Raw genomic sequence first — 15,646 nt, forward strand, 5'->3', positions numbered from 1 at the left:
TTTCTCGCTCATTTTAGTCCTGTGGTTGAACCTCTATTTTACCTTGTTCCACGCGGAACATCTTGCCCTTTTCACCCATCATGTCGGTTACTTGTTCAGCGCTTACCGCACTGACAAAAACCTGTGCCTGGGTGGCTTTCAGGCGATCGGCCAGCAACCGGCGACGGCCGGTGTCCAGCTCGGAGGCAAAATCATCAATCAGATACAGGCAACGCCGCCCGCTCTGGCGGGTGAGAAACTCACCCTGCGCCAAGCGCAATGCGCACATCAGCAGTTTAAGCTGACCGCGCGATAACAAATCCTCTACCGGCGTACCTTCGGCACGAATGCGGAAGTCCGCTTTATGCGGCCCCACCGCGGTATAGGTTAACGCCCTGTCGCGCTCAAACTGGCGCTCCAGCAGCTCTCCGTAGTCACTCTCTTTGTCCCAGCCGCGCTGGAAAGAGAAACTCAGGGCAAATTCGGGCAAAAACTGCGCGCAGGTCGCGGTGATATCCGCGGCAATTGCATCGCTGTAAGCTGCCCGCCACTCGCTGATACGCTCGGCCAACGGGATCAGTTCCTGATCCCAGGCGCGGATCTGCGCATAGCGATTGACCTGGCGCAGCGCGGCATTGCGCTGCTTCAGTAACCTTTTCAGGTTGCTCCAGGCGGTGAAAAAACCGGGTTCATTATGAAAACAACCCCAGTCCAGGAAGGCACGCCGATACTTCGGCCCGCCATTAAGCAGGGTAAAACCTTCGGGGGTGATCAACTGCATGGGCAATAGCTGTGCCAGCTCTGCCACCTTATGGCCATCGCTGCCATCGATGCGCACTTTGCTGTCACCCTGACGGCTTTTACTCAGTCCTACCGATAATTCGCGCCCGCTGCCTTCGATCCGGCCATGCAACACAAACTCCGGCTGATCGTGGCGGATCACTCGCCCGGCCTGCAGGCTGCGAAACGCGCGCCCATGACCAAGGGTATAAACCGCCTCCAGCACGCTGGTCTTGCCGCTGCCGTTGGCCCCCACCAGGAAGTTAAACCCCGGTGCAGGCGCCAGATCGGCAGCTTCGATATTGCGGAAATCTTTAATCAGTAAACGCGTTAATGCCATGCCATCTCTTTACCGAAACGGTATTTATAAAATTACAACCGCATTGGCATAACCACGTAGGCGGCGGACTTGCTGGCACCGTCCTCAATCTGCACGCTGGAGACGGAATCGGTCAGCAGCAGGCGCACATCTTCACACTTGAGCGCGTTCAGCACGTCCAGCACATAGCTGACGTTGAAACCAATTTCCATCTCGGTGCCATCATAGCTGACATCGAGGATCTCTTCCGCCTCTTCCTGTTCCGGGTTGTTGGCGGTGATCTTGAGCTGGTTCTGGCTGACGTACAGGCGCACGCCGCGGAACTTTTCGTTCGACAGAATGGCCGCACGAGCAAACGCCTGCTTGAGCAGGTCACAGCCCGCTTCCAGCGTTTTGTCCGGGTTCTTCGGCAATACGCGGCGATAATCAGGGAAACGGCCATCAACCAGCTTGGAAGTGAAGATAAAGTCACCGACGTGGGCGCGGATGTTGTTGCTACCAATCTGCACCCGTAGCGGCGTATCGCCACCGTCAAGCAAGCGGACCAGCTCCATCACCCCTTTACGCGGCACGATCACCGAATGGGTAGGCAACTGTTGGCCAATCGGCATTGAACACACCGCCAGGCGGTGGCCATCGGTGGCGACGGTGCGCAGTTCTTCCCCTTCGGTTTCAAACAGCATACCGTTCAGGTAATAGCGCACATCCTGATGAGCCATCGAAAATTGGGTGGCTTCAATCAGGCGCTTTAGCGTCGCCTGCGGCAAGGTGAACTCCACCTCGCTCTGCCAATCATCCAGATTCGGGAAGTCTATCGCCGGCAGCGTGGACAGTGAGAAGCGGCTGCGGCCAGAACGCACCAGCATACGGTCGCCTTCGAGGATCACCGTAATCTCCGCACCTTCCGGCAGGCCACGGCAGATATCAAAGAATTTACGCGCGGGGACGGTCGTCGCGCCCGCTTCATGGGGCTGAGACAGGGCAACGCGGGCCACCATCTCCATCTCCAGATCGGTCCCTGTCAGCAACAGGGAACCTTCCGTCACCTGCAGCAGCAGGTTACCCAGAATTGGCAGCGTCGGGCGGCCACCCAGTGGGCTGCTCACCTGTTGCAGCGGTTTTAGCAGATGCTCACGTTCAACGATAAATTTCATATGGGCTATGACGACAATGTTCTGATTAAATTGGAGAAATCTTCTTTGATGTCGTGACTTTCCTCACGCAGCTGCTCGATCTTCCGGCAGGCGTGCAACACCGTAGTATGGTCGCGGCCACCAAACGCATCGCCGATTTCTGGCAGGCTGTGGTTGGTGAGCTCTTTTGCCAATGCCATCGCCATCTGGCGCGGGCGGGCAACCGAGCGCGAACGCCGTTTAGACAGCAGGTCCGCGATTTTGATTTTGTAGTACTCGGCCACCGTCTTCTGGATATTGTCGATGGTGACCAGCTTTTCCTGCAACGCCAGCAGATCCCGCAGCGCTTCACGCACGAAATCGATGGTGATGGCGCGGCCGGTAAAGTTGGCGTTGGCGATCACCCGGTTCAGCGCCCCTTCGAGCTCACGCACGTTGGAACGCAGACGTTTGGCGATAAAGAACGCCACTTCGCCCGGCAGACGGATATCGTTCTCGTCGGCCTTTTTCATCAGGATCGCCACGCGGGTTTCCAGCTCCGGCGGCTCGATCGCCACCGTCAGGCCCCAGCCGAAGCGGGATTTCAAACGATCTTCCACCCCGTTGATCTCTTTTGGATAGCGATCCGAGGTCAGGATGATCTGTTGATTACCTTCCAACAGGGCGTTAAAGGTATGGAAGAACTCTTCCTGTGAACGCTCTTTGTTGGCAAAGAATTGAATATCATCGATCAGCAACGCATCCACCGAGCGGTAGTAGCGTTTGAATTCTTCAATGGCGTTATTTTGCAGCGCCTTGACCATATCCTGCACAAAGCGTTCCGAGTGCATATAGACCACTTTGGCATTGGCCTTACGCGCCATGATGCCGTTGCCTACCGCATGCAACAGGTGCGTTTTACCCAGGCCGGTACCGCCATACAGGAACAGGGGGTTATAAGCGCCCCCCGGATTGTCTGCCACCTGCCGCGCCGCAGCACGAGCCAACTGGTTGGACTTACCCTCAACGAAGTTATCGAAGGTGTGCTTGGGGTTGACGTTGGAACGATAGGACAGCTCAGGCGGCGGTGCCGCGTTGTCCCAGCTTGGGCGGGACGGTGCAGCCGTGCGCACCACCGGGGCTACCGGAGCGCTGTTGACGCTGGCCATTACGGGCTGGCTGAGGGTTTGTGTCAGTGGCTTGCTGCCCACCTCGAAACGCAACAGCGGCGCATCCGTACCGCAGAAATCATTCAACAGGCCATTGATATTGTTTAAGTACTTATCGCGAACCCAATCCAGCACAAAGCGATTGGGCGCATACAGCGCCAAGGTATTGTCACTCAGTTCCGCCTGCAATGGGCGTATCCACATACTAAATTCTGTGGCAGGTAACTCATCCTGCAATCGGGCAAGACACTGCTGCCAAAGCGAAAGTGACACGGCGGACTCCACTCGAACAAGATCAATAAAAAGAAAAGAATCAGGCTATTTTTTTATAACTCATGATTTTTGACACACGCCCGGTATTGGCTGAAAAACCTGTAGGGTATGCGAACCGCCTTTCACGGTTTATGCCCTTAACGATCCTGTTTTGGGATCGCGATCGGAATGACGGATCATAGCGCAATCTGCGCAAGAGATCCTCCCCTTCATCACAGATTAGATCCATTTTATCCACAGCCCTTGAAGAGTGGCCAGTTTTTAATCAACGCAGGATCGACACCGATGAGATCTGAACCTGTGGGGCCGGGTTTTAGCACCTTTCACAGGTTATACCTGGTTATCCACGCGGATCCTTGCAGAAAACACGCAGGATCGTACGGAGATCCTTGTGATTTACCCCCGAGTCCGTATAATCTTCGCCCACGTGTGATACCTGGTTCCTTAATGGTGAGTCATTTAGCCAAGACAGGATTCTGCGGTGACCACGGGCCAACACCGGATTTTACTCCGAATTGGCAGACAACCAGGTAGGCTAGCGCGATGTGAATTGACTCAGGACTGTACAATTATTACAATCCCGCCTCTTTATGTATTGCGATTGAGGCGTCGGTCATCTTCACGCCGAGTAGCCAAACGCATTTGACTTATCAGTATTTCATTTAAGTTTAGGTAGAAATCGCTATGAAACGCACTTTCCAACCGTCCGTACTGAAGCGTAACCGTAGCCACGGTTTCCGTGCTCGTATGGCAACCAAGAATGGTCGTCAAGTTCTGGCCCGCCGTCGTGCGAAAGGCCGTACTCGTCTGACTGTTTCTAAGTAATAAAAGCTAACCCGCTGAGTGGTTAAGCTCGCTTTTCCTAGGGAGTTACGTTTGTTAACTCCCACTCATTTCACTTTCGTCTTCCAGCAGCCACAACGGGCTGGCACGCCGCAAATCACCATCCTCGGCCGCCTGAACCAGCTGGGGCATCCCCGCATCGGTCTTACCGTCGCCAAAAAACACGTCAAACGCGCGCATGAACGCAACCGGATCAAACGCCTAACCCGCGAAAGCTTCCGTTTACGTCAGCACGAGCTACCGGCGATGGATTTTGTGGTGGTGGCCAAAAAAGGGATAGCGGATTTGGATAATCGTGCACTGACGGAAGCTTTGGAAAAATTATGGCGTCGCCACTGTCGCCAGGCTCCCGCATCCTGATCGGGCTGGTTCGGGCGTATCAGCTCGTGCTCAGCCCGCTGCTTGGGCCACGTTGTCGCTTCCAGCCGACATGTTCTCATTACGCAATTGAGGCATTACGCAGGTTTGGCATGTTAAAAGGCAGTTGGTTGACATTGAAACGCGTATTAAAATGCCACCCTTTGAACCCAGGTGGCGATGATCCCGTGCCGCCGAAAACCGACGATAACAGAGAACACTAACGATGGATTCGCAACGCAATCTTCTCCTCATCGCTCTGCTGTTCGTGTCTTTCATGATCTGGCAGGCCTGGCAAGTGGACAACGCTCCGCAACCAGTAGCCACCCAGACCACGCAACAGACTGCGAACCCAGCAACCGGTGATGCCGCAAGTTCAGCTGTACCAGGCAGTGGCCAGGGTAAACTGATCACCGTTAACACTGACGTGCTGTCGCTGACCATCAATACCCGTGGTGGCGATATCGAGCAGGCTAAACTGTTGGCCTACCCGGAAACCCTGGGTTCATCGACTCCATTTACGCTGCTGGAATCCACCCCGTCATTCGTCTACCAGGCACAAAGCGGCCTGACGGGCCGAGACGGCCCGGATAACCCGGCAAACGGCGAGCGTCCTCTGTTTGAGGCGGCGCAGGATACCTTCACGCTGGCTGATGGCCAGGATGAACTGCGTATTCCGCTGACCTTTACCGGCAAAGACGGTTCGGTCTTCACCAAGACCTTTGTGCTCAAGCGTAACCATTATGCCGTTGGCGTGGACTACTCCATCGTCAACAAAAGCGCGACTCCGCTGGAACTGACCCTGTTTGGCCAGTTGAAGCAGACCACCGACTTGCCTAAGCATCGTGACACCGGCAGCAACAACTTTGCACTGCACACCTTCCGTGGTGCGGCTTACTCATCCAGCGAAGACAAATACCAGAAGTATGCGTTCGACAAGGATGAGAATCTGAACGTCACCACCCAGGGCGGCTGGATTGCGATGTTGCAACAGTACTTCGCCACCGCGTGGGTGCCGCAGACTCAGGGCGTCAACACGTTCTATACCTCTAAGCCAGGTACCAACCTGTCTGCCATCGGCTTTAAAGCTGAGCCAGTGATTGTGCAACCAGGCGCTGAGAAACAGCTGAATGCTACCCTGTGGGTTGGCCCAGAGCTGCAAGATCAGATGGCCCAACTGGCACCGCATCTGGATCTGACCGTCGATTACGGCTGGCTGTGGTTCATCTCCCAACCGCTGTTCAAACTGCTGAAGTTCATTCACAGTTTCATCGGCAACTGGGGCTTCTCGATCATCATCATCACCTTCATCGTGCGCGGCATCATGTACCCGCTGACCAAAGCGCAGTACACCTCGATGGCCAAAATGCGCATGCTGCAGCCAAAACTGCAGGCGATGCGTGAACGTATCGGTGATGACAAGCAGCGTATGAGCCAGGAAATGATGGCGCTGTACAAAGCTGAGAAGGTGAACCCGTTAGGGGGTTGCTTGCCACTGGTTATCCAGATGCCAATCTTCCTGGCCTTGTACTACATGCTGATGGGCTCGGTTGAGCTGCGTCATGCGCCGTTTATCTGGTGGATCCATGACCTGTCGGCGCAAGACCCGTACTACATCCTGCCAGTGCTGATGGGTGTGACCATGTACTTCATCCAGAAGATGTCACCCACCACCGTGACTGACCCGATGCAGCAGAAAATCATGACCTTTATGCCGGTGATCTTCACAGTGTTCTTCCTGTGGTTCCCGTCTGGTCTGGTGCTGTACTATATCGTCAGTAACCTGGTGACCATCGTCCAGCAGCAGCTGATTTACCGCGGGCTGGAAAAACGTGGTCTGCACAGCCGCGACAAGAAGAAAGTCTAGTATTGAGTTAGGCAACACCCGTAGGGGCTTATGCCCCTACGACACCAGTCACGTTGCCAGTAGAGGCGGTCATTAGACCGCCTTTTTGCATATTGTCAGAGAGATAAACCGCTATGAACACCACCGATACCATCGCTGCTCTTGCTACCCCGCCCGGACGCGGCGGTGTCGGCATCCTGCGCATTTCTGGCCGCGGAGCCAAGGACGTTGCCCTGGCGGTACTCGATAAACTGCCTAAGCCGCGTTATGCCGATTATCTGCCGTTCCGTGACGTTGAAGGCAGTACGCTGGATCAGGGGATCGCACTGTGGTTCCCCGGCCCCAATTCCTTTACCGGTGAGGACGTGCTGGAACTGCAGGGCCACGGTGGGCCGGTGATCCTCGATCTGTTGCTCAAACGCGTGTTGGCGCTGCCAGGCGTGCGGATTGCCCGCCCAGGTGAGTTCTCGGAGCGCGCTTTCCTCAATGACAAGCTGGATCTGGCCCAGGCCGAAGCCATTGCCGATCTGATCGATGCCAGTTCTGAACAGGCAGCCCGTTCAGCCATGAACTCGCTGCAAGGTGCTTTTTCCCTCCGTATCCATCAGCTTGTGGGAGCGCTCACTCACCTGCGCATCTACGTAGAAGCGGCCATCGACTTCCCGGATGAGGAAATCGACTTCCTTTCGGATGGCAAAATTGAAGCCCAACTAAACGGCGTAATGGCCGATCTGGACGGCGTGCGGGCCGAGGCGCGTCAAGGCAGCCTGCTGCGTGAAGGGATGAAGGTGGTGATCGCCGGGCGGCCCAACGCCGGGAAATCCAGCCTGCTCAATGAGCTGGCAGGGCGTGAAGCGGCCATCGTCACCGACATTGCAGGCACCACGCGCGATGTGTTGCGCGAACATATTCATATCGATGGCATGCCACTGCACATTATCGATACCGCCGGGCTGCGGGAAGCCAGCGACGAAGTTGAGCGTATCGGCATCGAACGTGCCTGGAACGAGATCGAACAGGCGGATCGCGTGCTGTTTATGGTGGATGGCACCACCACCTCCGCCACCGAGCCCGCCGAGATTTGGCCAGAGTTTATGGCACGTCTGCCCAACACCTTGCCGATCACCGTCGTGCGTAACAAGGCCGACATTACCGGCGAGGCATTGGGCCTGAGCGAAGTAAATGGTCACTCACTTATTCGCCTGTCGGCGCGTACCGGTGAGGGAATCGACCTACTGCGTGACCATCTGAAACAGAGCATGGGCTTCACCAGCAATATGGAAGGCGGCTTCCTGGCCCGCCGCCGTCACTTGCAGGCTCTGGAGCAGGCGGCACAGCATCTGGTGCAGGGTAAAGAACAGTTAGTGAGCGCTTACGCAGGGGAACTGCTCGCCGAAGAACTACGGTTGGCACAGCAGGCACTGAGCGAAATCACCGGGGAGTTTACCTCCGATGACCTGCTCGGGCGCATCTTCTCCAGCTTCTGTATTGGTAAATAACCCAACGTTCAGATGCACGACCTCTTCAGCGTCAAAAGCCATGCATTAACTCACTGTTGATGCTTGGCTTTATTTTTGTCTCCGCCAAAGCCTGCCTCGCGAGGCCCCCCGCCGCACTCCTGGCACTTCGCTGCTTTTTTATTCAGCAGAAGAATAAATAAGAAAAAGATCATGCGAATTCTTAATGAAAAATCTCAACGTAATGCTTACTCTAACACTCCAGTTTTTTATGAGCCTCGGTCATGGAGTGAACAATGGCTTGTCATTTTATCCGATGGGATGCGGTTACAGAGCGTTTAGATACTCATCGGCTCCCTGAAGACCTGATCGAAAGAACTGCTCGCTTCTCCGTCAAGCGCCGCCGGCGTTTTTTGCAAGGCCGGATCCTGTTGGCCGAAATGATATTTTATTTGTATGGTATCCCGGTACTTCCCCCCATTGCTACGGCACCGACCGGGCGCCCGTGCTTTGCCGATCATCATCTACCTGACTTCAGCCTCGCCTATGCTGGCAATACCGTGGGCGTGCTACTGAGCCTGGAAGGCAAGGTCGGGTTGGATATTGAGGTGATGCGCGCACGGAGCCACAACCTGCTGCATCAATACTCCAGCACCACGGAGAACGCATGGATCGCGGCGCAGAACGACCGCTTGGAAGCCGAAACCCAGCTGTGGAGCATCCGCCAATGTGTGCTGAAACTGGCTGGTTTGGGTAACAGTGGCCAGGGTTTGCTGAATTTGCACCCTTTTTCCGGCCAATTACGCTGCAACACCCTGCCTAACGTGCACGTCATGAGTGATGCAGGGGAGTATCTCAGCTGGGCCTGCGCCCATCAGCCTGGCTTGGATCGGCTGATTTGCTGGCAATATGACGATAGCCAGGGCTTACAGAAATGTGGCGAAATTTCATCGCGTAACCCACCTCCCTCCACGCACTTTTTGAAATTGACCAGCCTCGCCTCTGTTACACGTTGAAAGCACCGATTTAACGTCTGTCTTCGGGGGAATATCCAAAACAAAACTTTCCTTAACGCATGATTTACTGCTTTGAATTGTAAAAACAGATAAAGACTTAGACTCTGCCTAGGATACATCCCTTATTTGCCCTATTATCTGCTGGTTGTTCTAAGCTGAGTCTGTTCATCAGAAAAGGGAGAATCAAAATGTCAGAGCAAGCACTAAAGATCGTCACGCTACTAGGGAGCCTACGTAAAGGCTCTTATAACGCCATAGTTGCACGCGCTTTACCTCAGTTAGCTCCTCAGGGTGTCACTATCGAAGCCCTTCCCTCCATCCGCGATATCCCACTGTACGATGCAGACCACCAGCAAGAAGAAGGTTTCCCGGCCACCGTTGAAGCCATTGCCGAACAAATCCGTCAGGCTGACGGCGTGATCATCGTAACGCCAGAATATAACTACTCTGTGCCAGGTGGCCTGAAAAACGCCATAGACTGGCTGTCCCGTTTGCCTAACCAACCGCTGGCTGGCAAACCGGTGGCTATCCAGACCAGCTCAATGGGGCCGATTGGCGGAGCACGTTGCCAATATCACCTACGCCAGATCCTGGTGTTCCTGGATGCCATGGTGATCAACAAACCTGAGTTTATGGGGGGAGTGATACAGAATAAGGTAGATGAGCAGGCGGGTGAACTGGTAGACCAAGGCACGCGGGATTTTCTGACCGGCCAGTTGTCCGCATTCAGCGACTATATCCGCCGTATAAAATAAGCTGCCAGGCGGCGCCCAGAGATAAAAATTATCTAAGGCGCCGTTTTTAATCGTTTTCTCATTAATATGATTGAAAAACAAAGTTATAAAATCATGCCTTTTTTTATTTTGGCCATCTTTTTGGCTTTTGCCACCAGTCCATTGTTTGCTGCACCCATGCTCTATCCTGAGGGAGAAGAGCCGCTAGAACTGCCTATCCATAGCCCGCTGAGTAAACCATTACCTCGCTCAGCCTACAATCATGAGGATAAAAAAGCCGGCGCCACGTCGTTATATCTGACGCTGATGCGTGAAGATGGTCGTAATATCTGGGCCCCCTTTCAACTCGCTGCCTCCTCGGCCGAACAAGGTCAGACCGAGTTAGCCGAACGTTATCTGCAACTTAGCGCCAAGCGAGGATTATGGTATTACTACAATCTGCTGGAAGACAGCGCGTTCAGCAGCATTCAGCAAAGTGACACCTACCGTTCAATTCTGGCCACCACCAAAGCGCGCTATCAGCAACACGCCGCAAAGTTTGAAGGTAAACCTCACTATGCCGTGCCGAGTGGCGAGCCCCCAAGCGGAGGCTGGCCGACCATCGTATACCTCCACCCCTACGGGAAAGCCGCCACCATCATCCCGGAGGATCGGTTGCTGTTTGCCGAGGCCGGGGTGGCCTATATTGAGATAAACGGTACCCAGATGCTGGAGGAAGGGAGTTTTCGCTGGTCTAACTACAGCTCTACCAGCACCCAGAACGCCATTCAACGCACCCTGGAAAGCCTGGGCCCCAAGCTGAAGCTTAATCTCCAACAGGTTTACCTGACCGCCCGTGGTCAGGGGGCACTGCACGCAGCTAACCTGATGGCCAATTACCCGCAGTTTTATTCCGGAGCGCTGCTGATTGCCCCGAAGGGTATCCTTCCCCCGGCGAAGCATTCACTGGCAGAAAACAAACGCATCATGATTGCCTATTACGATCGGCAGAATTTCAACGATCGAGCGCTGGCTCTTGATTTTGCTGACTTGTTCAGAGACAAAAATCAGGTCGAGATCGCCAATTTTGCCGAAGGGGAAGATAATATAGGAGGCTGGCAGACGCGATATAACCGGCCTTTACGCTGGGTAATGGGTAGAGAGCAGGATGCCTCACCGGGCGCTTGAGAGTAACAGGAGCTTACAACGGGGCGCAGCATGCTGCGCCCCACGTAGCGGGCATTAATGCCCGTCAACGAACGCAATTTTCAGCACAAACAGTAGCGCCACCACGATCACGCAGGGGCTGATTTCACGCCAGCGGCCGGTGCCCAGCTTCATGATGCAGTAAGAGATAAAGCCCAGGGCAATCCCTTCGGTGATCGAGAAGCTGAAAGGCATCATGGCGGCGGTCACAAAGGCCGGAACCGCTTCGGTCATATCTTCCCACTTTACCCGTGCCAGGCTGGAGGTCATCAGCACCCCCACATAAATCAGCGCGCCAGCAGCAGCATAGGTTGGCACCATTCCCGCCAGAGGTGACAGGAAAATCACCAGCAGGAAGAGAATGCCTACCACCACGGCGGTCAGGCCCGTGCGCCCACCAACGGCCACCCCAGAGGAGCTTTCAATATAGGCAGTGACCGAAGAGGTACCCGCAAACGCACCGGCTACCGAGGTGATGCTGTCCACGTAAAGCGCCTGCTTCATACGCGGGAACTTGCCGTTTTCATCCGTCAGACCAGCCTTGTCTGTCACTCCGATCAGCGTACCCGAGGAATCAAACAGGTTGACCAGCATAAAGGAGAAAATCACACCTGCCAGGCCAATATTCAGCGCCCCGGCGATATCCACCTGGCCGACCACGGAGGTGACGTCCGGCGGTAGGGAAAATACGCCGCCATACTTCACGTCGCCCAGAGCCCAGCCGATCAGCGTGGTTACCACGATAGAAACCAATACCGCCGCATGAATATTACGCGAAGCCAGCACCGCGATAATAAAGAAGCCCAAGGCTCCCAGCAGCACGCTGTGGGAGGTCAGATTGCCTACCGCTACCAACGTATCCGGGTTGGCAACCACGATACCGGCGTTTTTCAGCCCCATCATGGCGATAAACAGGCCGATACCACTGGTGATGCCCACACGCAGGCTCAGCGGGATATTGGCAATCATCCAATAGCGGATACGGAAAATGGTCAGCAACAGGAAACCGATTGCGCCCCAGAAAATAGCGCCCATACCGACTTGCCATGAAATACCCATCGCGCCGACCACCACAAACGCGAAGAACGCGTTGAGGCCCATCGCCGGAGCCAGCGCCACCGGCAGGTTAGCCAGCAAGCCCATCAGGATACTGCCCAACGCGGCAACCAGGCAGGTGGTGACAAACACCGCCTGAGTATCCATGCCCGCCGCGCCCAGGATCTGTGGGTTAACGAACACGATATACACCATGGTTAAAAAGGTGGTGATGCCGGCAATCGTTTCCGTACGTACCGTGGTGCCATGCTGCTTGAGTTTAAACACGCGCTCAAGCAAGCCCTGATTGGCATCAAGGCTGAGGTCTTGTTTGCTCATTATAGAATTCCGAAGAGGGATTAGGACTGTCGCTGGCTATCCTATAACAAAAAGTCCGGGTTTTGACCTCGCTCACAGGTTTTTTTCGCCATCTTTACGGCTAAAACGGCCAACAAGTTGTATTTATTGAGATTGATTGCCAAAGAGGGACAACCCGCTGCGATCCGGTTAAAGTAACAGCAGTCATGACTTAACCGAGGGCGCTTACCCCAATGAATCAGGTTGAATGTGTTTTATTTGATTGCGATGGCACGCTGGTAGACAGCGAAGTGCTGTGCAGCAAGGCCTATGTGCATATGTTTGCCCACTACGGCATCGAGCTGGCGCTGGAAGAGGTATTTAAAAAGTACAAAGGGATCAAGCTCTACGAAATCATTGAGCGGGTTAACGCCGAGCAAGGGGTCAATTTACCCGCCAGCGATCTGGAGCCGATTTTTCGCCAGGAAGTGGCCCGTCTGTTTGATGCCGAGCTCCAGCCGATTGCCGGTGCACGGGAGTTGCTGGCACAAATGACTGCCCCGATGTGCACCGTTTCTAACGGCCCGGTGAGCAAAATGCAGCATTCGCTGGGGTTAACCGACATGCTGTCCTATTTTGATGACCGGTTGTTCAGCGGCTACGATATTCAACGCTGGAAACCCGATCCGGCCATCGTATTTCATGCCGCCCAACAGATGCAGATGCCCGTAGAGCGCTGTATTCTGGTGGATGATTCCGTTGCCGGTGCCCAGGCGGGGATCGCGGCTGGCATCCCGGTGTTCTACTTCTGCGCCGATCCTCATAATCAACCGATCGATCACCCGCTGGTGACGACGTTTGACGATCTGGCTCAACTGCCAGCGCTATGGCAACAGCGGGGTTGGCAACTTACCCGTTAAACCACGTTGATATTCAGCGGGAAAATACCCCGCTGAACTTTATCGCTTAACGATAGGATCCCAGCGGAACTTCGGCGTCAGGCTCATGGGTAATTCTGTTACGTAAGTCCCGGCGTACTATCTCAATCACCCAAAACCAAAATATATGCCCCAAAATTTCAGAAAGGTACTCATCAAATGGCAGCATTGAAAGCGGGGGAGTCAAACCAAGCAGCGGGAAACTAATACCATGCACGGCAACGGTGGCAATGATACCCGCCAACACCCCCTGCCAAAGTTTGATCTTTGGAAAAACTTCGGCAACCAAGCAGTAACCAATAGCAAAAACCAACGAGAATATGACGTGCGTAACCATAACCGGATTAATAATATGTTCAGAAAAGGTATATACCGTACCGGTTGGATCTATCCCGAGATAATCTCTTAAAAAAAGGTAGGGCGGGTTAAATTCAGCCCGGCCATCACTCAAGGTTCTTGGCGGTAGCGGAACCTCTGCCCCCCACTTGACAAAAGCAGAGAGGATCCCGCCAATAATGCCAACAAACAAGGCAACGCCATACCGCCGCCGACTTGGATCCGTTGTTATAAATAACGCACTAATTCTCATAATGATTACCATCCAATGGAAATATATAAATCAATCTTACTTATACTCTAAATAACCCAAGCTGCATTAAAAAAGCGCAATACATTGATCTCAATCATAAATTTAACGTAATGAGATAATAAATTCTAATGCGTCACCTCCCACAAATAATAACCATTAATTAGTCATATTATAGATAGGGGCAACCATTCCCATTGTAGCCTGATTAACTAGCCGGTAGCGGCGGGCGATTACGCCACCAGCGCCAGCTGCGTTTTAGCGCTTTGGTCTGCGGGCTAAGGCGTTTGTTCAGCCCGTTCGCCAGCACGTCCAGCGTCAGGCAGAAGATAAAATAGACCAGCGCCACAAACAGGAACACCTCCATCGGGTAAACCATGCTGCGGTTATTGACCTGAGTAGCCAGGAAGGTCAACTCACCCACGCCGACGATGTACGCCAGAGAAGTGTCTTTAATCAGCGAGATCCACTGGTTGATAAACGAAGGCACCATCATGCGCAGCGCCTGCGGCAAGACGACCATCCGTAGCACCTGCCAGCGGTTTAAACCGAGCGATAGCCCCGCCTGCCACTGTCCGGCACCAATAGCCACGATACCCGCTTTTACCGCATGGGCCAGATAGGCCGAGGCGATCAACGCCAGCGCGCACACCACGGTGGTAATTTCCGGGATATCGACACCAAACACGATTGGCAGCAGGAAGTAAGTCCAGAAAATCAGCATGATCACCGGGATGGCGCGGAAGAACCCGAGCACCATAGCCAATAACCCAGCCAGCACCCCACGCGACATCGCCAACGCGACACCCAGCAGCGTACCCAGAATTGCCGAAGCCAGCCCGGCCATCAGGCTGATCGCTAACGTCAACGCAGCACCGCCCAAAGGCCCATCCGGGAAGGTGCCCCACAGCAGATAACCCAGGTTTTCCTGGATAACGGTAAAGTCCATCTTAATGCCCCCTCAGCGGTTTACGCTGTTGACGCCACATACCCCAACCTTCCAACAGGGCAATAATGGCGATATACAGTACCGTTGCCACGCCAAACGCCTGGAAGGTCCGCAGGGTTTCGGTTTCCACCTGGCGCGATGCGTAAGACAGCTCAGCCAGGCCGATCGCCATGGTTAACGATGAGTTCTTAATCACGTTCATGTACTGCCCCAGCAGCGGGGGGAAAGCGATTTTCAGCGCCTGCGGCAGCACCACGTAGCGCATCGATTGCCAACCAGTCAGTCCTAGCGCGTAGGCTGCATGCTTTTGCCCTCTGGCGACGCCACGGATGCCAGAACGGATCTCTTCGGCAATAAACGCGGTGGAATAAAGTGTCAGGCCGAAAAAGCCCGCCAGGAACTCAAACGAGGGCCAGTCGAAAATGCCTAACTGATGGGGGGTATTCAGCCATTGCATGGCGAAGGAGGGCAAGATTTGCCCGGCGGCGAAATACCAGAAGAACAGTTGCACCAGCAGAGGAGTATTGCGAAACAGCGCGCTGTAGGCCACCGCCAGCCAGCTTAACGGGCGCAGGCTGCTGTCCCGCATCGCCGCCAGGCCAAAACCCAGCAGCGTTGCCGCCAGCCCGGCACAGGCCGACAGCCATAAGGTCATCAAGAAGCCATTCCATAGCCAGCTCAGATACTGCGGCGCCAACAGCCAGTCTGAGAGTTGTTGCAGATTCATGCGAGGTACTTCCCCTCACCCCAACCCTCTCCGCCACGGTACAA

The 15,646-nt window shown here is 54.5% G+C and carries 16 protein-coding genes; 9 read left to right on the plus strand and 7 right to left on the minus strand.

Translation table 11 applies throughout. The annotated features are described in order from the left end of the window. Positions 1-13: 13 nt before the first annotated feature. The 3 genes from recF to dnaA are packed head-to-tail and all read right to left on the minus strand — an operon-like array spanning position 14 to position 3,632. Positions 14-1,099 (minus strand): DNA replication/repair protein RecF, encoded by a 1,086-nt coding sequence (gene recF, locus ACMV5H_RS11215; RefSeq protein WP_021181392.1) that lies wholly within the window; start codon positions 1,097-1,099, stop codon positions 14-16. A gap of 32 nt (positions 1,100-1,131) precedes the next feature. Continuing rightward, complete coding sequence (dnaN, locus tag ACMV5H_RS11220) at positions 1,132-2,232, minus strand: DNA polymerase III subunit beta (protein WP_021181393.1); 1,101 nt, start codon at positions 2,230-2,232, stop codon at positions 1,132-1,134. A 5-nt stretch (positions 2,233-2,237) separates the two neighbouring features. Then, the gene (gene dnaA, locus ACMV5H_RS11225; protein ID WP_021181394.1) at positions 2,238-3,632 is read right to left on the minus strand and encodes a chromosomal replication initiator protein DnaA; all 1,395 of its coding nucleotides are present in this window, start codon (positions 3,630-3,632) and stop codon (positions 2,238-2,240) included. A 684-nt stretch (positions 3,633-4,316) separates the two neighbouring features. Between dnaA and rpmH the strand changes: the two genes are divergently transcribed. From rpmH to ACMV5H_RS11265, 8 genes are all read left to right on the plus strand, one after another. Continuing rightward, a complete protein-coding gene (gene rpmH / locus ACMV5H_RS11230) occupies positions 4,317-4,457 on the plus strand; it encodes a 50S ribosomal protein L34 (RefSeq protein WP_004093983.1) in 141 nt (46 codons plus the stop codon). A gap of 18 nt (positions 4,458-4,475) precedes the next feature. Then, complete coding sequence (gene rnpA, locus ACMV5H_RS11235; RefSeq protein WP_004950547.1) at positions 4,476-4,835, plus strand: ribonuclease P protein component; 360 nt, start codon at positions 4,476-4,478, stop codon at positions 4,833-4,835. Continuing rightward, positions 4,799-5,056, plus strand: a complete 258-nt coding sequence (gene yidD, locus ACMV5H_RS11240) for a membrane protein insertion efficiency factor YidD (RefSeq protein WP_025120915.1) — start codon at positions 4,799-4,801, stop codon at positions 5,054-5,056. The genes rnpA and yidD overlap by 37 nt, the downstream gene beginning before the upstream one ends. 2 nt (positions 5,057-5,058) lie before the next feature. After that, complete coding sequence (yidC, locus tag ACMV5H_RS11245; RefSeq protein ID WP_021181397.1) at positions 5,059-6,699, plus strand: membrane protein insertase YidC; 1,641 nt, start codon at positions 5,059-5,061, stop codon at positions 6,697-6,699. Positions 6,700-6,812: 113 nt separating this feature from the next. Next, positions 6,813-8,177 (plus strand): tRNA uridine-5-carboxymethylaminomethyl(34) synthesis GTPase MnmE, encoded by a 1,365-nt coding sequence (gene mnmE / locus ACMV5H_RS11250; RefSeq protein WP_414821855.1) that lies wholly within the window; start codon positions 6,813-6,815, stop codon positions 8,175-8,177. A gap of 254 nt (positions 8,178-8,431) precedes the next feature. Beyond that, the gene (locus ACMV5H_RS11255; RefSeq protein WP_414821856.1) at positions 8,432-9,151 is read left to right on the plus strand and encodes a 4'-phosphopantetheinyl transferase family protein; all 720 of its coding nucleotides are present in this window, start codon (positions 8,432-8,434) and stop codon (positions 9,149-9,151) included. 188 nt (positions 9,152-9,339) lie between these two features. Further along, positions 9,340-9,906 carry an NADPH-dependent FMN reductase gene (locus ACMV5H_RS11260; RefSeq protein WP_414821857.1) on the plus strand — a complete coding sequence of 189 codons (567 nt, stop codon included), beginning with the start codon at positions 9,340-9,342 and terminating at the stop codon, positions 9,904-9,906. Between the two features lie 93 nt (positions 9,907-9,999). Further along, positions 10,000-11,052 (plus strand): hypothetical protein, encoded by a 1,053-nt coding sequence (locus tag ACMV5H_RS11265; RefSeq protein ID WP_414821858.1) that lies wholly within the window; start codon positions 10,000-10,002, stop codon positions 11,050-11,052. Positions 11,053-11,106: 54 nt separating this feature from the next. On the opposite strand, the gene ACMV5H_RS11270 is transcribed toward ACMV5H_RS11265, so the two are convergent. Continuing rightward, entirely contained in the window at positions 11,107-12,444 is a 1,338-nt protein-coding gene (locus ACMV5H_RS11270; RefSeq protein ID WP_059199273.1) for an NCS2 family permease, read from the minus strand. 212 nt (positions 12,445-12,656) lie between these two features. Here ACMV5H_RS11270 and yieH point away from each other — a divergent pair, with 212 nt between their 5' ends. Further along, positions 12,657-13,322 carry a 6-phosphogluconate phosphatase gene (yieH, locus tag ACMV5H_RS11275; protein ID WP_414821859.1) on the plus strand — a complete coding sequence of 222 codons (666 nt, stop codon included), beginning with the start codon at positions 12,657-12,659 and terminating at the stop codon, positions 13,320-13,322. A 46-nt stretch (positions 13,323-13,368) separates the two neighbouring features. Here yieH and ACMV5H_RS11280 read toward each other — a convergent pair whose 3' ends face one another. From ACMV5H_RS11280 to ACMV5H_RS11290, 3 genes are all read right to left on the minus strand, one after another. Further along, positions 13,369-13,929, minus strand: coding sequence for a YagU family protein (locus ACMV5H_RS11280; protein ID WP_414821860.1), 561 nt, complete (start codon positions 13,927-13,929; stop codon positions 13,369-13,371). 205 nt (positions 13,930-14,134) lie between these two features. Continuing rightward, positions 14,135-14,875: an amino acid ABC transporter permease gene (locus tag ACMV5H_RS11285; protein WP_414821861.1), complete on the minus strand. Its 741-nt coding sequence runs from the start codon at positions 14,873-14,875 to the stop codon at positions 14,135-14,137. Position 14,876: 1 nt separating this feature from the next. After that, positions 14,877-15,602, minus strand: coding sequence for an amino acid ABC transporter permease (locus tag ACMV5H_RS11290; protein ID WP_414821862.1), 726 nt, complete (start codon positions 15,600-15,602; stop codon positions 14,877-14,879). Positions 15,603-15,646 lie beyond the last annotated feature (44 nt).

It is taken from the genome of Serratia sp. N21D137 (genome assembly GCF_047530005.1).
Lineage (GTDB): Bacteria > Pseudomonadota > Gammaproteobacteria > Enterobacterales > Enterobacteriaceae > Chania > Chania fonticola_B.